General features: G+C 66.1%; 18 protein-coding genes. 8 read left to right on the top strand and 10 right to left on the bottom strand.

Annotated elements, in window-relative coordinates; genetic code table 11:
• Positions 1–125: 125 nt before the first annotated feature.
• Complete coding sequence (locus ACOZHM_RS19220; RefSeq protein ID WP_421570909.1) at positions 126–761, bottom strand: glutathione S-transferase family protein; 636 nt, start codon at positions 759–761, stop codon at positions 126–128.
• Positions 762–918: 157 nt separating this feature from the next.
• Between ACOZHM_RS19220 and ACOZHM_RS19215 the strand changes: the two genes are divergently transcribed.
• Positions 919–1,554, top strand: a complete 636-nt coding sequence (locus ACOZHM_RS19215) for a LysE family translocator (protein WP_421570908.1) — start codon at positions 919–921, stop codon at positions 1,552–1,554.
• A gap of 41 nt (positions 1,555–1,595) precedes the next feature.
• Here the strand turns inward: ACOZHM_RS19215 and ACOZHM_RS19210 are convergent, their stop codons facing one another.
• Positions 1,596–3,113: a fumarate hydratase gene (locus tag ACOZHM_RS19210; protein WP_421570907.1), complete on the bottom strand. Its 1,518-nt coding sequence runs from the start codon at positions 3,111–3,113 to the stop codon at positions 1,596–1,598.
• 155 nt (positions 3,114–3,268) lie between these two features.
• Between ACOZHM_RS19210 and sigJ the strand changes: the two genes are divergently transcribed.
• The 4 genes from sigJ (at position 3,269) to ACOZHM_RS19190 (ending at position 7,464) form a co-directional block, all read left to right on the top strand.
• On the top strand, positions 3,269–4,165 hold the full coding sequence (gene sigJ / locus ACOZHM_RS19205) for an RNA polymerase sigma factor SigJ (protein ID WP_421570906.1): 897 nt from the start codon (positions 3,269–3,271) through the stop codon (positions 4,163–4,165).
• Between the two features lie 36 nt (positions 4,166–4,201).
• Positions 4,202–4,645 (top strand): carboxymuconolactone decarboxylase family protein, encoded by a 444-nt coding sequence (locus ACOZHM_RS19200; protein WP_421570905.1) that lies wholly within the window; start codon positions 4,202–4,204, stop codon positions 4,643–4,645.
• 68 nt (positions 4,646–4,713) lie between these two features.
• Positions 4,714–6,585 carry an ABC transporter ATP-binding protein gene (locus ACOZHM_RS19195; protein ID WP_421570903.1) on the top strand — a complete coding sequence of 624 codons (1,872 nt, stop codon included), beginning with the start codon at positions 4,714–4,716 and terminating at the stop codon, positions 6,583–6,585.
• A 99-nt stretch (positions 6,586–6,684) separates the two neighbouring features.
• A complete protein-coding gene (locus ACOZHM_RS19190) occupies positions 6,685–7,464 on the top strand; it encodes a ferredoxin--NADP reductase (RefSeq protein WP_421570901.1) in 780 nt (259 codons plus the stop codon).
• A gap of 222 nt (positions 7,465–7,686) precedes the next feature.
• On the opposite strand, the gene ACOZHM_RS19185 is transcribed toward ACOZHM_RS19190, so the two are convergent.
• On the bottom strand, positions 7,687–8,169 hold the full coding sequence (locus tag ACOZHM_RS19185) for a glutathione peroxidase (RefSeq protein WP_421570900.1): 483 nt from the start codon (positions 8,167–8,169) through the stop codon (positions 7,687–7,689).
• Between the two features lie 207 nt (positions 8,170–8,376).
• Between ACOZHM_RS19185 and ACOZHM_RS19180 the strand changes: the two genes are divergently transcribed.
• Complete coding sequence (locus ACOZHM_RS19180) at positions 8,377–10,542, top strand: M3 family metallopeptidase (RefSeq protein WP_421570899.1); 2,166 nt, start codon at positions 8,377–8,379, stop codon at positions 10,540–10,542.
• 108 nt (positions 10,543–10,650) lie between these two features.
• Here the strand turns inward: ACOZHM_RS19180 and ACOZHM_RS19175 are convergent, their stop codons facing one another.
• The 5 genes from ACOZHM_RS19175 to ACOZHM_RS19155 form a co-directional block, all read right to left on the bottom strand.
• Positions 10,651–11,364, bottom strand: a complete 714-nt coding sequence (locus ACOZHM_RS19175) for a hypothetical protein (RefSeq protein WP_421570898.1) — start codon at positions 11,362–11,364, stop codon at positions 10,651–10,653.
• A gap of 33 nt (positions 11,365–11,397) precedes the next feature.
• Complete coding sequence (locus ACOZHM_RS19170; RefSeq protein ID WP_421570896.1) at positions 11,398–11,880, bottom strand: hypothetical protein; 483 nt, start codon at positions 11,878–11,880, stop codon at positions 11,398–11,400.
• Positions 11,881–11,956: 76 nt separating this feature from the next.
• Positions 11,957–13,075 carry a cyclopropane fatty acyl phospholipid synthase gene (gene cfa / locus ACOZHM_RS19165; RefSeq protein ID WP_421570895.1) on the bottom strand — a complete coding sequence of 373 codons (1,119 nt, stop codon included), beginning with the start codon at positions 13,073–13,075 and terminating at the stop codon, positions 11,957–11,959.
• Positions 13,076–13,088: 13 nt separating this feature from the next.
• Positions 13,089–13,952: a PdaC/SigV domain-containing protein gene (locus ACOZHM_RS19160; protein WP_421570894.1), complete on the bottom strand. Its 864-nt coding sequence runs from the start codon at positions 13,950–13,952 to the stop codon at positions 13,089–13,091.
• 62 nt (positions 13,953–14,014) lie between these two features.
• Positions 14,015–14,317, bottom strand: coding sequence for a GNAT family N-acetyltransferase (locus tag ACOZHM_RS19155; protein ID WP_421570893.1), 303 nt, complete (start codon positions 14,315–14,317; stop codon positions 14,015–14,017).
• Positions 14,318–14,611: 294 nt separating this feature from the next.
• On the opposite strand from ACOZHM_RS19155, the gene ACOZHM_RS19150 reads away from it, so the two are divergent.
• Positions 14,612–14,788, top strand: coding sequence for a hypothetical protein (locus tag ACOZHM_RS19150; RefSeq protein ID WP_421570892.1), 177 nt, complete (start codon positions 14,612–14,614; stop codon positions 14,786–14,788).
• A 113-nt stretch (positions 14,789–14,901) separates the two neighbouring features.
• Here ACOZHM_RS19150 and ACOZHM_RS19145 read toward each other — a convergent pair whose 3' ends face one another.
• Positions 14,902–15,534 (bottom strand): rhomboid family intramembrane serine protease, encoded by a 633-nt coding sequence (locus ACOZHM_RS19145; RefSeq protein WP_421570891.1) that lies wholly within the window; start codon positions 15,532–15,534, stop codon positions 14,902–14,904.
• An 8-nt stretch (positions 15,535–15,542) separates the two neighbouring features.
• Complete coding sequence (locus ACOZHM_RS19140) at positions 15,543–17,105, bottom strand: oligopeptide:H+ symporter (protein WP_421570890.1); 1,563 nt, start codon at positions 17,103–17,105, stop codon at positions 15,543–15,545.
• A 166-nt stretch (positions 17,106–17,271) separates the two neighbouring features.
• Between ACOZHM_RS19140 and ACOZHM_RS19135 the strand changes: the two genes are divergently transcribed.
• On the top strand, positions 17,272–18,111 hold the full coding sequence (locus ACOZHM_RS19135; protein ID WP_421570889.1) for an endonuclease/exonuclease/phosphatase family protein: 840 nt from the start codon (positions 17,272–17,274) through the stop codon (positions 18,109–18,111).
• Positions 18,112–18,210: the final 99 nt, after the last annotated feature.

The raw sequence follows: 18,210 nt of genomic DNA, 5'->3' as shown, positions 1-18,210 counted from the left end.
CACGCAGGGCGTGGCTCTACCAGCCCGAACCGTAGAGCCACGCCCTGCGTGGCTGCGCGGTGCCACCGCCAATCACATTGTTCGTTCCCCGCGGTAGAGCCACCCCATGGGTGGCTGCGCGGTAATCACCGCCAGTCGGTGATGCCTTCGCGGCGATACACCTCAACGAACGCCGGGCGCGCCTTCAGCCGGTCGACATACGCCTTCAGCACAGGCCAGGTATCGCTCGGCCGGGGCATGTTGCGCGACCAGCGCATCAGCATCACCAGCATGAAATCAACCACGCTGATCTGCTCGCCCAGCACGTAGGGCCCTGCCTGCTGCAGGTGCTCGGCAAACCGCCCCCATCCCGCTTCCAGTTGCTGGCGCGCGCTGTCGCGCACCGCGTCCACGTTCGCGGCGCCAGCCACTTCATCGGCATAGAACCAGGCGCGGTACGCCGGCTGCAGCGTATTGGCGCACCAGAACATCCACCGGTAGGCCTGCGCGCGCTCGGGCGACCCCGGTGCTGGCAGCAGCCCGGCCTGCGGGTGCAGGTCGGCCAGGTGCAGCGCGATGGCCGCCGCTTCGGTCAGCACCTGCCCGTCGACCACCAGCGTGGGCACGCGGCCAGCGGGGTTGAGCGCCAGGTATTCGGCCGACTTCTGTTCGCGCGTATCGAAATCGAGCAGCACCAGTTCGTGCTCGATGCCCAGTTCGATCAGCAGCCAGTGCACCACCAGTGACGCGGTGCTGGACGATCCATACAACGTAGTGGCCATGCGCGGAACCTGCAGGTGGGAAGCGCTGATTATGCCCGCACAGCCGCCCCCGGCAATGGATACAGATGGCCGCTGCAATGCCGCGCCACTGTGCCTTTTGTCCCGCCCGGCAGCGGCCTAGCATGCAGCGCACACTCCAACCGAGCGCCGTGCTGCCATGCCCGATCCTTCCCACCTGCTGGCCTTCAGCCTGATCGCGCTGGGCATGGTGCTCACGCCGGGGCCGAACATGATCTACCTGGTGTCGCGCTCGATCTGCCAGGGCCGCGCGGCCGGGCTGGTCTCGCTGGGCGGCATCGCGGTGGGGTTGATGGTGTATCTGCTGTGCGCGGTGCTGGGCATCAGCGCGCTGTTCATGGCAGTGCCCCATGCCTACGACGCGCTGCGCATCGGCGGCGCGCTGTACCTGCTGTACCTCGCCTGGCAGGCGCTCCGACCGGGTGGGCGTTCGCCGTTCGAGCTGCGTGCGCTGCCGCAGGACAGCCCGCGCCGGTTGTTCTCGATGGGCCTGTTCACCGCGCTGCTCAACCCGAAGATCGCGGTGCTGTATCTCTCGCTGCTGCCGCAGTTCATCCAGCCGCACGACCATGGCAGCGTAATGGCGCAGTCGTTGCTGCTGGGGTCGTTGCAGATCGCCACCAGCATCAGCGTCAACGGCATGATCGTGCTGGCCGCCGGCAGCATCGCCGCGTTCCTGGCCGGGCGACCGCGCTGGCAGGTGGTGCAGCGCGCGCTCATGGGCACCGTGCTGGGCGGGCTGGCGGTGCGGATGCTGGTGGAAGCGCGGCGTTAGAAAGAACAACGGCGCCACTGGGCGCCGTTGTTCACCGAGCCTCAGGCCACGACCACCGGGATCTTGCCGATGCGGGCCTGCCACTCGCGCGGGCCGGTGATGTGCACCGATTCGCCGGTCGAATCCACCGCCACGGTCACCGGCATGTCCTGCACGGTGAACTCGTAGATGGCCTCCATGCCCAGGTCGGCGAAGCCGACCACCTTGGCCGCCTTGATCGCCTTGGACACCAGGTAGGCCGAACCGCCCACCGCCATCAGGTAGGCCGACTTGTTGTCGCGGATCGCATCGATCGCGGCCGGGCCACGCTCGGCCTTGCCGACCATGCCCAGCAGGCCGGTCTGTTCCAGCACCTGGCGGGTGAACTTGTCCATGCGCGTGGCGGTGGTCGGACCGGCCGGGCCCACCACTTCGTCGCGCACCGGATCCACCGGGCCCACGTAGTAGATAAAGCGGCCCTTGAGGTCGACCGGCAGCGGCTCGCCCTTGTTGAGCATGTCCACCATGCGCTTGTGCGCGGCGTCGCGGCCGGTGAGCAGCTTGCCGTTGAGCAGCAGGGTCTGGCCTGGGGTCCAGCTGGCCACCTGTTCCGGGGTGATCGTGTCCAGGTCGACGCGGGTGCCCTTGGAGGCGTCGTAGGTGATCTCCGGCCAGTCTTCCAGCGACGGCGGGTCCAGCATCACCGGGCCGCTGCCGTCCAGGGTGAAGTGCGCGTGGCGGGTGGCGGCGCAGTTGGGAATCATCGCCACCGGCAGGTTGGCCGCGTGGGTCGGGAAGTCCTTGACCTTGATGTCCAGCACCGTGGTCAGGCCGCCCAGACCCTGCGCACCGATGCCCAGTGCGTTGACCTTGTCGTACAGCTCCAGGCGCAGCTCTTCGGCGCGGTTGGACGCGCCACGGGCCTTGAGCTCATTGATGTCGATCGGCTCCATCAGCGATTCCTTGGCCAGCAGCATCGCCTTTTCGGCGGTGCCGCCGATGCCGATGCCGAGCATGCCCGGCGGGCACCAGCCGGCGCCCATGGTCGGCACGGTCTTGAGCACCCAGTCCACGATCGAATCGGACGGGTTGAGCATGGCGAACTTGCTCTTGGCTTCCGAACCGCCGCCCTTGGCCGCGACGATGACCTCGACGGTGTTGCCCGGCACCACCTTGACGTTGACCACGCCGGGGGTGTTGTCCTTGGTATTGGTGCGCTTGCCGGCCGGGTCGGCCAGCACCGAGGCGCGCAGCTTGTTGTCCGGGTAGTTGTAGGCGCGGCGCACGCCTTCATTGGCCATGTCTTCCACGCCCATGGTGGCGTCGTCCCAGCGGACGTTCATGCCGATTTCCAGGAACACGGTGACGATGCCGGTGTCCTGGCAGATCGGCCGGTGGCCCTCGGCACACATCCGGGAATTGATCAGGATCTGGGCCATCGCCTCCTTCGCGGCCGGCGACTCCTCGCGCTCGTAGGCGGCGGCAAGGCTCTTGATGTAGTCGACCGGGTGGTAGTACGAGATGTACTGCAGCGCGTCGGCGATGGACTGGATGAGGTCTTCCTGCTTGATCGATGTCACGTAATGCTCGCTTGCTGGGGGCTGGCGGGGGTAAGCCGGCCATTTTACGCCCTGACGCCTTCCGGCGTTGATAATCGATCCCGTTAGCGCCTCCGATCCCGGCCCCGGCCGCGCATCGCCTGTCACAGCCACGCACCCTGCAGCGTCCTCCCGGCATGGAACCCATCGATACCTTCCAGACCCACCGCCCCCGTCTGTTCGCCCTGGCCTACCGGCTGCTGGGCAGCCGCAGCGACGCCGACGACGTGGTCCAGGACGCCTGGCTGCGCTGGCAGGGCGCGGACGTGCCCAGCATCCGCGACCCGGAAGGCTGGCTGGTGACCGCCACCACCCGGCTCGGCCTGGACCGGCTGAGGGCACGCCGCAACGCCCGCATCGAGTACGTGGGGCCGTGGCTTCCCGAGCCGCTGGAGATCGCGCTGGACCCCGATCCGCTGCACGACCCGGCGGAGCGACACGCGCGGGCCGACGCAGTCTCGGTCGCGTTCCTGGCCCTGCTGGAACAGCTCGGCCCGGAGGAGCGCGCGGCGTTCCTGCTCAAGGATGTCTTCGACCACGACTACCCGCAGATCGCGGCCCTGCTGGACCACACCGAGGCCAACTGCCGCCAGCTGGTGCACCGCGCCCGGCAGCGGCTGCAGGCCGGGCGTGCGCGCTTCGCGGTCAGTGCCGACCAGCACCGCGACCTGCTCAGCCGCTTCATGCAGGCCTCCCACCAGGGTGACCAGGCCGCCATGCTGTCGCTGCTGCACGCCAACGCGGAGATGGTCTCCGACGGCGGCGGGCGGGTCACGGCAGCGATCCGCCCGCTGCTCGGCGCCGAGCGCATCGCCCAGCTGTACTGGGCCATCGCCCGCCGCAACGGCGCGCACCCGGCCCGGATCGGTTGGGTCAACGGCGAGCCGGCGATCCTGCGTTTCGACGGCGACCAGCTGCACTCGGTCACCCTGATCAGCGTGGAGGACGGCCGCATCGTGCAGGTGCTGAGCGTACTCAACCCGGAAAAACTGCAGGCGCTTGTCACAGCGCGCGGTGCTGGCGCGTCCTCCTGATGAAGACGGCCACTGCGGCCGTCATGGAGTTGCGCCATGTCCGCTTCACCCCGTGTTCCCTACCTCCGCCTGGCCGCCGATGCCGTCAAGGGCCTGTTGGCCACCAGCAAGGCCGTGCATGACAGTTCGATCGACTCCACGCTGATGGAGCTGGTGTTCCTGCGCGTGTCGCAGATCAATGGCTGTGGCTACTGCATGGACATGCACGGCACGGCGCTGCGCAAGGGCGGCATCGAGCCGCGCAAGCTCGACACCCTGCCCGCCTGGCACGAGAGCCGCTTCTTCGACGCACGCGAGAAGACGGCGCTGGGCTGGGCCGAGTCGCTGACCCGGCTCAGCACGGCGGCACCGTCGGATGCGGCGTTCGACGCACTGGCGCCGCATTTCGATGAGAAGGGCATCAGCGACCTGAGCATGGGCATCGCGGTGATCAACGCCTGGAACCGGCTGGGCGCGGGGTTGTTGCCGCCGTTGGCATAAGGAAAGCGTACCCACCAACGGTGGGTACCTACCGTTCTGTCACAACGCGGGCTGGCACAATGCGTGCCATGCCCGCCTCCCCCGCTGCCGGCCCCGCCGGCCAGAAGAATCCCAGCCTGCGCGAACGCTTCCAGGCGATGCGCAATCTCCCCCCGTTCCTGCGCCAGGTCTGGCAGACCAGCCCCGTGCTGGCCACGGCCAGCCTGGGGCTGCGCGTCATCCGTGCGCTGCTGCCGGTGGCGATGCTCTACGTGGGCAAGCTCATCATCGATGCGGCGCTGCTGCTGAGCCGCCATGAGGCCGGCTTCCCGCCCTTCGGCGAGGCCCTGTCCAGCGGTCTGCTCAATCCCCTGCTGGCCCTGCTGGCACTGGAATTCGGCCTGGCGATCGGCTCGGACCTGCTCGGCCGCATCGTCAGCTACGCCGACGCACTGCTCTCGGAGCTGTTCACCAACGTCACCAGCATCCGGCTGATGGAACACGCCGCCGAACTGGACCTGGAGGACTTCGAGGATCCGGACCTGCAGGACAAGCTGGACCGCGCGCGGCGCCAGACCATGGGGCGCATGAACCTTATGAGCCAGCTGTTTGGCCAGGTACAGGACGCCATCACCGTGGCCAGCCTGGCGGTGGGCCTGCTGGTCTATGCGCCGTGGCTGATCCTGCTGCTGGCGGTGGCGCTGGTGCCGGCCTTCATCGGCGAAGCGCATTTCAATGCGGTGGGCTACAGCCTCAACTTCCAATGGACGCCCGAGCGCCGCCAGCTCGACTACCTGCGCCAGATCGGGGCCAGCGTGGAAACCGCCAAGGAGGTGAAAATATTCAACCTGCACCGGTTCCTGATTGACCGGTACCGGTTCCTGGCCGAGAAATTCTTCCGCGCCAACCGCGCCCTGGCGCGCAAGCGTGCGTTCTGGGGCACGCTGCTGGCCGCGCTGGGCACGTTGGGGTATTACACCGCGTATGCCTACATCGCCTGGCGCACCGTACGCGGCGACTTCTCCATCGGCGACCTGACCTTCCTGGCCGGCAGCTTCCTGCGCCTGCGCCAGCTGCTGGAAGGCCTGCTGATCGGCTTCTCGCAGGTGGCCAGCCAGGCGCTGTACCTGGACGATCTGTTCTCGTTCTTCCAGATCCAGCCGGAGATCCACTCGCGTCCCGATGCGGTGCCGGTACCGCAGCCGATCACCCAGGGCTTCGTGTTCGAAAACGTGGGCTTCCGTTACCCCGATGCCGAGGCCTGGGCGGTGCGCCATCTCGATTTCGAACTGCGCGCCGGTGAAGTGCTGGCCCTGGTTGGTGAGAACGGGGCGGGCAAGACCACGTTGGTGAAGCTGCTGGCGCGCCTGTACGACCCCGATGAAGGCCGCATCCTGCTCGACGGGCGCGACCTGCGCGACTACGACCTGGACGATCTGCGCGCCAACATGGGGGTGATCTTCCAGGACTTCGTGCGTTACAACCTCAGCGCCGGCGAGAACATCGGCGTCGGCCTGGTCGAGGCCATGACCGACGATGCGCGCATCCGCGACGCCGCCCGCCGCGGCATGGCCGAGGATGTCATCGCCGCCCTGCCGCACGGCTACGAGCAGTTGATCGGCCGCCGCTTCAAGCAGGGCGTGGACCTCTCCGGCGGGCAGTGGCAGAAGATCGCCATCGCCCGTGCGTACATGCGCGATGCGCAGGTGATGATCCTCGATGAACCGACCGCCGCGCTGGATGCGCGCGCCGAATTCGAGGTGTTCCAGCGCTTCAAGGAGCTGTCGGACAACCGCACCGCCGTGCTGATCTCGCACCGCTTCTCCTCTGTGCGCATGGCCGACCGCATCCTGGTGCTGGCCGGCGGCCGGATCGAGGCCAGTGGCACCCACGCCCAGCTGATGACCCAGGGCGGCCGCTACGCGGAGCTGTTCGAGCTGCAGGCGGCGGGTTACCGGTAGAGCGGGGCTCTGCCCCGCTGACCGGCCAATCGGGGTTCAATGAGAATTTATCTCATTTGAGCTAAACTGAGCGGGACAACACAGATCAGACCCCACCCCATGTCTTCCGCTTTCGGCGCCGAAACGGTGCTTGAGGTCCGTCACTGGACCGACGCCTACTTCAGCTTCACCACGACCCGCGACAGCGGTTTCCGCTTCGAGAACGGCCAGTTCGTGATGATCGGCCTCGAAACCGAGACGCGGCCGCTGCTGCGTGCGTATTCCATCGCCAGCGCCAACTGGGAAGAGAACCTCCAGTTCTTCAGCATCAAGGTCCAGGACGGCCCGCTGACCTCGCGCCTGCAGCACATCAAGCCGGGCGACAAGGTGCTGGTCGGCAAGAAGCCCACCGGCACCCTGCTCATCAGCGACCTGCACCCGGGCAAGCACCTGTACCTGCTGGGTACCGGCACCGGCCTGGCGCCGTGGCTGTCGGTGATCAAGGACCCGGAAACCTACGAGCGCTTCGACAAGGTGATCCTCACCCACGGCGTGCGTTACGAAAAGGACCTGGCCTACCGCGACCTGTTCGAGAAGGAACTGCGCGAGCACGAGTTCCTGGGCGAGATGATCGGCGACAAGCTGCTCTACTACCCCGCCGTGACCCGCGAAGCATTCCCGAACCAGGGCCGCCTGACCTCGCTGATGGAAAGCGGCGAGATGCAGCGCACCCTGGGCCTGCCCGAGCTGAGCCCGGAAAACGACCGCGCCATGATCTGCGGCAGCCCGCAGATGCTGGCCGACCTGCGCAGCGTGCTGGACGCGCGCGGCTTCCAGACCTCCCCGCGCATCGGCACCCCGGGCCATTACGTGTTCGAGCGCGCGTTCGTCGAGAAATAACGCCAACCCGGCACATCAAACCGTAGAGCCACCCCATGGGTGGCTGAGCGTCAGCCGGCACCGCGCAGCCACCCATGGGGTGGCTCTACCCCCGTTCGGGCACCGCGCAGCCACCCATGGGGTGGCTCTACCCCGTTCGGGCACCGCAAAGCCAACCATGGGATGGCCGCCCGTTGCGGCGCCGTGGGGAACCCGTAGCGACACGCCATGCGTGTCCCACGGTTACTCCAACGCAGCCTCAATGTCGCCGCGCAGGTTTTCCGGCTTGTCGGTGGGCGCGTAGCGTTCGAGCACCTTGCCGTCGCGGCCGATCAGGAACTTGCTGAAGTTCCATTTGATGCCACTGAAGCCCAGCAGGCCGGTCTTCTCGGCCTTCAACCATTTCCAGAGCGGATGGGCAGTGTCCCCGTTGACGTCGACCTTCTCCGACAGCGGGAAGTCCACTTCATAGGTCAGCGAGCAGAAATTCCGGATCTCCTCGGCGTTACCCGGCTCCTGGTGGCCGAACTGGTCGCAGGGGAAGCCGATCACCACCAGGCCCTGGTCGCGGTACTCGCGCCACACCTTCTCCAGACCCTCGTACTGGGGCGTGAAGCCGCATTTGCTGGCGACGTTCACCAGCAACAGGGCCTTGCCACGGTACTGGTCAAGATCCTGCTTCTGGCCGTCCAGGTCCACGAACGAGAAATCGAATGCGGTGGTCATGGTCGTTCTCCAGGGGTATTGAGGCCATTGTAGAGCCACCCCATGGGTGGCTGAGCATCGTCGGGGCATCGCGCAGCCACCCATGGGGTGGCTCTACCGTTCTGGCGACGCGCAGGGCTGCGACCGCTCCGCACATGCCTTTCGACACAAGCCTCGCCCCGCCGGGCCGGGTTAACCTCGGGCACTTGTCTGACCGGAGATTACCCCTTGACCACCCGCCTTGCCCTTGCCGTCGCCGTGACCCTCGGCCTTGCCCTGCCCGCCTATTCCGCCGTTGCCGCCACCCCCGTGGCCGCCAATGCCCAGCAGGCCAACCCGTTCTTCGCCGACAGCACGCTGCCGCTGCACTATCCCCAGTTCGACAAGATCAAGGACAGCGACTTCGCCCCCGCCTTCGACGCTGGCATGGCCCAGCAGCTGAAGGAAGTGGAGGCCATTGCCAACAACAAGGCCAAGCCGACCTTCGACAACACCCTCATCGCCCTGGAAAAGAGCGGTGACACCCTGGACCGTGCGACCACCGTGTTCTTCAGCCTGGTCGGCGCCGACACCAACGACACCCGCAAGAAGCTGCAGGCCGACTACTCGGCCAAGTTCGCCGCGCACAGCGACGCCATCGCGCTGAACGGCAAGCTGTTCGCCCGCATCCAGGCGCTGTATGACACCCGCAACCAGCTCGGCCTCGACGCCGAAGGCGTGCGCCTGGTCGAGAAGTACTACGAGAGCTATGTGCGCGCCGGCGCCAAGCTCAACGAGGCCGACAAGACCAAGCTCAAGAGCATGAACGCCGAGCTGGCCAACCTGGGCACCAAGTTCAGCCAGAACGTGCAGAACGAAGTGAATGCCTCGTTCATCGTCGTCGACGACGTCAAGCAGCTCGACGGCCTGTCGGCCGAGCAGATCGCCGCCGCCTCGGAAGCCGCCAAGGCGCGCAAGCTCGACGGCAAGTACGTCATCGCCCTGCTCAACACCACCGGCCAGCCGCCGCTGACCAACCTGTCCAACCGCGACCTGCGCAAGAAGATCTACGACGCCTCCGTCGCGCGCGGCAGCCACGGCGGTGAGTTCGACAACACCGCGCTGGTCTCGCGCATCATGCAGCTGCGCGCCGACAAGGCCAAGCTGATGGGCTTCGACAACTTCGCCGCCTACAACCTGACCAACCAGACCGCCAAGAATCCCGAAGCGGTCAACGCCATGCTCGGCCAGCTCGCCCCGGCCGCCGTCGCCAACGCCAAGCGCGAAGCCGCCGACCTGCAGGCGATGATCGACAAGGAACAGAAGGCCGCCGGCAAGCCGACCTTCCAGCTCGAAGCATGGGACTGGGCGTACTACAGCGAGAAGGTGCGCCAGGCCAAGTACAACTTCGACGAATCCCAGCTCAAGCCGTACTTCGAGCTGAAGAACGTGCTGGAGAACGGCGTGTTCTTCGCCGCCAACCAGGAATACGGCCTGACCTTCAAGCAGCGCACCGACCTGCCGGTCTACCACGACGATGTCACCGTCTACGACGTGTTCGACGCCGACGGCAGCCAGCTGGCGATCTTCATCTTCGACCCGTACGCACGCGCGTCCAAGCGTGGCGGTGCGTGGATGAACTCCTACGTCTCGCAGTCGGCGCTGACCGGCTTCAAGCCGGTGGTGGCCAACCACCTCAACATCCCCAAGCCGCCGGCTGGCCAGCCGACCCTGCTGACCTGGGATGAAGTGACCACCACCTTCCACGAATTCGGCCACGCCCTGCACGGCATGTTCTCGAACGTGAAGTACCCCTATTTCTCGGGCACCTCGGTGCCGCGCGACTTCGTCGAGTTCCCCTCGCAGGTCAACGAGATGTGGTCGGACAACCCGCTGATCCTGAAGAACTACGCCAAGCACTACCAGAACGGCACCGCGATGCCGCAGGCGCTGCTGGACAAGGTGATTGCCGCCGCCAAGTTCAACCAGGGCTTTGCCACCACCGAATACCTGGGCGCGGCGATGCTTGACCAGCGCTGGCACCAGATCGGCCCGGACCAGGTGCCGGCCGCCAAGGACGTGATGGCCTTCGAGCGCGCGGCGCTGGAGAAGGACGGCATCTACTACGCGCCGGTTCCGCCGCGTTACAAGACCCCGTACTTCAGCCACATCATGGGCGGCTACTCGGCCGGCTACTACGCCTACATCTGGTCGGAAGTGCTCGACGCCAACACCCAGAAGTGGTTCCGCGACAACGGCGGCCTGAGCCGCAAGAACGGCGACCACTTCCGCGAAACCCTGCTGTCCAAGGGTGGCAGCGTGGATGCGATGCAGCTGTTCCAGAACTTCGCCGGCCACGCCCCACAGATCGAGCCGCTGCTCGAAAAGCGCGGCCTGACCGCCGAAAAGAAGTAACGCGGACTGTGTAGAGCGGACTGTTAGTCCGCTAATCCCTTGATCTGCTGTTGAAACAAAAAAACCGCCCGGGAAACCGGGCGGTTTCTTGTGGCGCCACCCACAACGTCAATCCCGAATCAAAGACACGGATTTCGCGCGGACATCGATCAAGCCGTCCATCAGGTACCACCTGAATACGTTGCGTTTCTCTTCCACATGGCAAACCAGGGCGTTCCCGTGCATCCGTTCGAGGGCAAGGCTCGGCATATCCATGCTGACGAGGCAGAAGACCACACCCGTCAGTTCGATCCGCGCAGCGACGCGGTCAAGCGAATCCTCCCTCGGGCACATCTGAACATGCAGCGTACACGTTCCCTGTTTCGGTGAAACCTCGACCCTCTGCAGAATCGAATTCATGAACTCCACGCCTGCAAGCGCCGTGAACGAGTCGGCTATCGTGGTACCACCAAGCGTCTGATCGACCGCATCAACTGCATCAAGCTCCCGGCCATAGCTCAGCGATACGCTGCCCGGAATGGTCTCCAGCATCCCTCCGCACAGATAGTGCCGCACTGCACCGCGCTCGACATCCACCCGGCAATTCTGGACGTTGCCTGCACACGCGTTGTCCAGCAGATTCCTGAAATCCAGGCTGGCAAAACAACGCTCGACCGACGTCATTGCGAGCGTTGCCTCGGTCCTGTGCCTCGCGTGCTCTGTTTCATAGATCGCCATCTGCACGGTGCAGGACCGTGTTTCCACGCAGAACGCCAGATCACCCAGCAGCGCGTCGTGAAACTCGATCTCGCGCAACGCTTGAAGCGTTTCAGCAGCACTCACACATAGCTCCCCAGCAACGTTCCAGGCACCTCGTCATTTCCTCACATCCATTTCAGCCGGGACAAAAGGTTCGGATCGGTAGGTGCATTTGAACCGGTGATCGGAAAGACGGAGGGTGAACGGACCCTTGTCGATATCGCCTCTGCTACCGGTAAATCCGCTTCCCCACTGCGGTTCGCCTACCGCGACGCGACGCGACTGCCCGGGCTTCACCCACAGCGTGTAGTGAGGAGGAATGTACTCGTCCAGCGAAATGATGTAAGGCCGCCACCGCCCATTGACCTCCACTTCAATGTCGGCCGAATGACCGTATACCCAAGGCACCAAAGCGCCGCGCCACACCAGGAATCCAACGCGATCAGCACCCAGGTTCTTCACCTCGAACTGCCGCGCCGCGCCCCAACCATTCGATTCGACACGCCCGGTGTCACGCACGTCCACCTGCGGGCAATCGGCCCCCAGGGCGATGCCGGACACGCCCAACGCCAGTACCCCTGTCATCAGCAGCAGCCGCATCGACCTCTCCTTTGTCGTGTGCGGAATGTGCCACACCGTTGCGCCAGCGTCGATCACCGTCATCAGCAACACACGCTCACCGCGGCGCGATGTACCCGCCCGGCACGCCGTCCGGCGACAGCACCAGCTGCCACAACTGCGCATGGCGGCAGCGGAAACTGGCCATGGAGCCGGCCAGGTAGAACCGCCACATGCGCTTGAAGCGTTGGTCATAGCGCTGCGGATCGAGCCGCGACCATGCGGCCTCCACGTTGGCACGCCAGGCCTGCAGGGTGCGGTCGTAGTCGGCACCGAAGCTGTGCCAGTCCTCCAATACGAACAACCCCTCGTAGGCGGCCGTGATCTGAGCGGCCGAGGGCAGCATCGAGTTCGGGAAGATGTAGCGCGCGATCCACGGATCGGTGCGGTGGCGCGAGATGTTGCTGCCGATACTGTGCAGCAGGAACAAGCCTTCCGGCGCCAGGCAACGCCGCGCCATCTCGAAATAGCTGCGGTAGTTCTTGTCGCCCACATGCTCGAACATGCCGACCGACAGGATCGCGTCGAAGGTGTCCTCGACGTCGTGGTAGTCCTGCAGGCGGATCTCGATGGGCAGCCCCGCGCACAGCTCACGGGCGTAGTCGGCCTGTTCCTGCGAGATGGTGATGCCCACCCCGCTCACGCCGTAGCGCTCGGCGGCGAACTTCAGCGCCTCGCCCCAGCCGCAGCCGATGTCGAGCACGCGCTGGCCCGGGCGCAGCCCGAGCTTGCGGCAGATCAGGTCGAGCTTGGCCTCCTGCGCGCTGTCCAGGTCGTCGGCCTGCGCCCAGTAACCGCAGCTGTAGACCAGCCGCTTGCCGAGCATAGCGTGGTAGAGATCGTTGCCCAGGTCGTAATGGCGGCGCCCCACTTCCAGGTTGCCGCCGCCGGCCTGCAGATTGAACAGCCGCGCCTTGAGCGCATCGGCCAGCTCGCGCCAGCCGTGCACGCGTTCGTCCAGGTGGGCATGCATCAGGTGCAGCAGGAAGCCGTCCAGCGAGGCGGCATCCCACTGCCCGTCCATGTAGCTCTCGCCCAGGCCGAGCGAGCCCTGGGCGATGACGCGCGGATAGAACTGCGAGTCGTGTACGTGCAGGTCATGCGGGCGGTCACCGTCGACGGTGACGTCCGCCTCGTGCAGCAACTCGATCACCCGCCGTTGCAGCCCCACGTCCACGGCCCGGCCTCCGCTAGCCCTTGGCGAACAGCCCGGCGTAGGCCGGGGCCACGTGCGGCGCCAACACGCTGGCCGGTACGTCCACCGTCTGCGTGCCATCCGAGTACGGCCCCACCTGGTACGGCGGGAACACGAAGCGCACGGCGTTGATATGCCCGGCCGCGTCGGTCAGCGGCTGGAACTGGCTGAAGTTGTCGGCGCTGGCGTCGGTGCCATCGGCGATCATCCGGCTGGCGCTGCGCAGCGACTCCTGCAGCTGGCCCGGCTCCATGTCTTCGCTGCTCAGCCGGGTGGCCACGCGCTCTTTCAGCTGGTCGGCGACATAATCGCTGACCACGTCCCAGCCCTTGGCATCGGCGATCAGTTTGTCGGCGGTGAGCATCTGCTGCTGTTCGGGCAGCCACACGAAGCGGGCCACCAGCGGCTCGCCATGCGCGCCGCCGGTGTAGCGGCTGCCATCGGCGCTGATCACCACCAGTTGCGGGGTGTCCAGCACCTTCTCGAAGCTCAGCGACAGTTCGTACGGCATGGTCGGCTTGTCATTGCCCAGGCCGTCCACCGCCTGCTGCAGCTCGGCGCGCGCGGCGGCGGCGTAGTCCGACAGCGCCTTGGCCAACCCCGGATAGCGGTTTACGTCCTGCGGGTAGCTGATGCCGATCACGGCCTGCGGCGTGTTTTCGATCACGTCGCGCAGCTCGACCGGTGCCTCGGCCGCGGCCGGGGTTTCCACGGTGCCGGGCGACGCCGTGGCGGCGCTGTCGGCCGGTGCCGGTGCGGCACTGTCCGCGTCGCGCTTGCAGCCGGCCAGCAGCACCAGCCCCACGGCCAACGCCAGCGCACCAGTACGCAGCGCGCGGCGGTTTCCTGCGATGTTCATTGCAATCCCCTTGTTGAATCCGAGCATCATGACCTTCGTCCCTGAAACATCCCCTGCCGCGCTCAGCGCACCAGCAGGTCGTTGTATTCCTCGTGCCGCTCCAGGAAGGCTTCGGCATAGGCGCAGGCCGGCACCACCTTGAGCTTGTTCTCGCGCGCATAGCGCAGCGCCACCTTGGTCAGCTCCCCCGCGATGCCCTGGCCGCTGATCGGCTCGGGGACCTCGGTATGGGTGATGACCATCCGCTTGCGCTTGATCTGGTAGTCCAGCAGCGCCAGGTGCCCACGGATGCGGGCCTGGAACCGGTGGCGGGCCAGATCGTGCTCCACCTCGTAAGCCAATCCGGGCGGGGTGACCGAAGCCATGGGCACTGTCTCCTGCGGCGACTGTCGCGATAGTGCGCAGCGTAGCGCCATGATCGCGTGAAGCCTGAACAGGGGCAACTCCCGACAAATTTTGTCACATCCAGCCACTTCCCCTGACGGTTGAGGGCCGATCCACCCCACCCGCGCGGTCATGGCCGCTTCGGCGGCAAACCACGTTGTGGGGCGGCCTAAAGTCGTGCCGATTCAAGCCGATATCGGGTACGGACAGGGCGCAAAAGCTGGCACGCGTTTTGCGACACCTGCCTGCCCCATCCGTGTCACAAGGAGTTCCACATGGACCACGCACCCGATTTCACCCAGCCCGGCGACGCCGACAGCTCGCTGCTGGAAGGCCTGTTCCAGCTTGCGCTGAACGGCCAGACGCAGGGCTCGGAGTTCGATCTGATCGACAACGAGGTCTACGCCCGCCTGCTCAGCACCTACGGTGCCGACCAGCGTTTCGCCGCGTAAGGTTTGCGGAGGGTCACGCAAGGAACGGCAGAGCCGTTCCTAACGTCGCTTGTCGACGGCCCGAAGGGTGCCTGCCGCGGCAGGCATACCGACGGTCGTGACCGCCCTTCCCGTCAGCCGCCGCCCAGGTTCAAGCGCGGGTTGCTCAGCTCGACCAGGAAGTGCTGGAAGATCGCCGGCTCCATTGCCAGCATGAACAGCACGCCGAACGCGGCACCGGCCAGGTGTGCGCGGTAGTCGACGCCCTGCGCGCCCTGGCGCTCCATCCAGATGCTGTAGCCCACGAAGAACGCCGCGTAGATGATCGCCGGCGCGGGAATGAAGAACACGAAGATGATGCTCCACGGGCTGAGCAGGATGAAGGCGAACAACACCGCCGACACCGCACCCGAGGCGCCCAGGCTGGCGAAGTTCGGGTTCTTCTGGTTCTTCAGGTAGCTCGGCAGGCTCGACACCAGCATCGCGCCCAGATAGAACGCCGGGTAGGTCAGGTAGCTGCCGGTCAGGCGGACCATCAGCGTTTCGATCTGCCCGCCGAAGAAGAACAGCGTGATCATGTTGAACAGCAGATGCTGCCAGCCCGCATGGATGAAGCCGGAGGTGATCAGCCGGTCGTACTGGCGTTTGCGGTCCACCGCCGGCGGCCACAGGATCAGGCGGTCGTACAGCGCACGATTGTTGAACGCCATCCACGACACCAGGACGGTGATGGCGATCAGCAACAGGTTGACGGGGGTCAGGGACATGGGGGTACTCAGGCAGCGCGGTAGTTGTCGACCATACGATAGCGCATTGCATACCAACCGAAGGCCAACGCCGCCACGAACGCGAAGCCGGCGAAGAAGAACATCAGGAACGCTGCCTCGCTGAGCCCGGTACTGGCGATCTTGTGGGTCACCGTGTCGTTGCGCACCGCCGCGTTGGACAGCAGCACCCACAGGTTGCCGATGGTGGTGGTGAGGTTCCAGAAGCTCATCACCACGCCCTTCATCGCCTGCGGCGCCTGGCTGTAGGCGAACTCCAACCCCGTTGCCGAGACCAGCACCTCGCCGAAGGTCAGCAGCGCGTACGGCAGCATCTGCCAGAAGATGGACATGACGTTGCCGCCGTCCATCATCACCTGGATGCCGCCGACCACGATCCAGGCCAGGCCGCTGAAGGCGATGCCGGCGGTCATGCGGCGCAGCGCGGTCGGCTCGAAGCCGAAGCGGCGCAGCGCCGGGTACAGCACCAGGTTGTTGAACGGAATGAGGATCATGACCAGCAGCGGGTTCAGCGCCTGCATCTGCGAGGCGGTGAACCACGACGGCATCGCCATCTGCTGGCCCTGCAGCACCCAGGTGGAGGCCTTCTGGTCGAACAGCGAGAAGAACGGCGTGGTCAGCGCGAAGATCACCAGCACGCGCAGCACCGAACGCACGCCTTCCACGGCCTCGGCCGGGTGCACCGCACGGGCGCGGTCGAGCTGGATCCAGGTACCGCCGCCCACGCCGGCCAGGACCAGCACCAGCGCGATGCACAGGCAGATCACGATGCCCAGGCTGCCGACCAGACCCATCGAGGCCACCGCCAGCACCACGCCCAGCACGGCCAGGGTGAAGCCCGGACGGCCCTTGCCCGGCACCTGCGCCGTCAGCGCGGTACGCACCACGTTGCCGAACGAATGCGGGTCCTTCGGCGGCAGCGGCACCAGCACGTAGCGCTTGCGGCCCAGCCAGAACACGAACGTGGCCACGAACATCAGGATGCCCGGGATGCCGAACGCCCACTGCGGGCCCAGGTTCTTCAGCGCCAGCGGGATCAGCAGCGAAGCAAACAGCGAGCCGAAGTTGATGATCCAGTAGAAGGCATCGAAGACGAACTTGGCCAGGTGCTTGTTGCTCTGGTCGAACTGGTCGCCCATGAACGAGGCCACCAGCGGCTTGATGCCGCCCGCGCCCAGCGCGATCAGGCCCAGGCCGAGGAAGAAGCCCTCGCGGCTGTTCTCGAACAGCGCCAGGCAGGCGTGCCCGGCGCAGTAGATCAGGCTGAACCAGAGAATGGTGTGGTACTTGCCGAAGAACTTGTCGGCCAGCCAGCCGCCGAGCAGCGGGAAGAAGTACACGCCGATCATGAAGCTGTGCATGATGTCCTTGGCCTCGCCGGCCCGGCCATCGGCGGTGATCTCCTGCAGCAGCAGCGAGGTGATCAGGAACTGCACCAGGATGTTGCGCATCCCGTAGAAACTGAACCGCTCGCAGGCCTCATTGCCGATGATGTACGGAATCTGGCGCGGCATTTTTCCCTTGCCGGCGCTGGCGGCTGCGATCGTGCTCATTCGTTGGGGCTGTCCTGCGGCTTCAAAGGGCGCAAGGTTACCGGATGGACCGCGGGCGCGCACGCTGCGGCCCTACGTGACAGGTCGTTCGCGACATGGCAGGCGAGTCGCATTGAACCCGCCGGAAGTCACGGCGCGTCGACGGCCGAAGCGTAAACTTATCGTTATGCGCATCCACCCCACGGTTGTCGCAGCGCGCTGGCCCGGCTGGCTTCTGCTGCTCCTGTTGTCTGCCCCAACCGCCTTCGCGCGCCAGAGCGAGGACGCCACGCGCGTGCTCAAGATCGCCACGCTGGAGCTGCCCACCCTGGACGAAAGCCAGTGGGAACAGCGTCGCGACCAGCTCCTGCAGGTCCTGGAGGCGCTGCAGCCGGACGTGATCGCCGTGCAGCGGGTGTTGCAGACCCAGGGCCGCAACCCGGCCTGCTGGCTGGCCACCCGGCTGCGCTACAGCTGCGATTTCGTCACCGCGGACCCGCCGAGCCAACCCCTGCGCCATGGCAGCGCCCTGCTCAGCCGGCTGCCGGTGGCCGAGGACGGCGTGACCCTGCTGCATCCGCCCGGGCAGTACAGCGCGGCGGGCATGCTGCGGGTGAAGCTGCAGGAGGAACTGGTCAACGTTTACGTGGCCCGGTTGCGCCCGGACCCGGACGAGGCACAGGTCCGCCAGCACCAGACCAGTGACCTGATGACCTGGATCGGCGCCACCGCCGATGGCCTGCCCTCGTTGATCGCCGGCGACTTCTCTGCCGGCACGCCGGAACTGGTCGGCAACTCCCCGGGGTTCCAGCCGGCCCGCAAGAATCCCGGTGAGCGGGTCGACCCGCCGTCGGCGGCCGGTGCGGCACGTGGGCACGGCCTGGACGTGCTCTTCCAGGTGAAGTATTTCGCCGGCATGGGCCAGCAGCCGTTGAGACTGCCGGCAACCGAGGGCACCGACGCCGGCGAGCTGCGCCTAGGCGTCATGGCGACGCTGCGGTTACAGGGCGAAGCCCAAACACGGTAGCGGCGGGGGGGGGGCGGCCCCCCGAAAACAAAAAGGCGGGGGGGGGGGGCGCCGGCGGGTGGGGGTTAAAAGCCCAAAAAAAAAGGGGGGGGGGGGGGG

Source organism: Stenotrophomonas sp. PD6 (assembly GCF_049199305.1).
Lineage (GTDB): Bacteria > Pseudomonadota > Gammaproteobacteria > Xanthomonadales > Xanthomonadaceae > Stenotrophomonas.
This window is presented reverse-complemented; position numbering and strand designations above follow the sequence as displayed.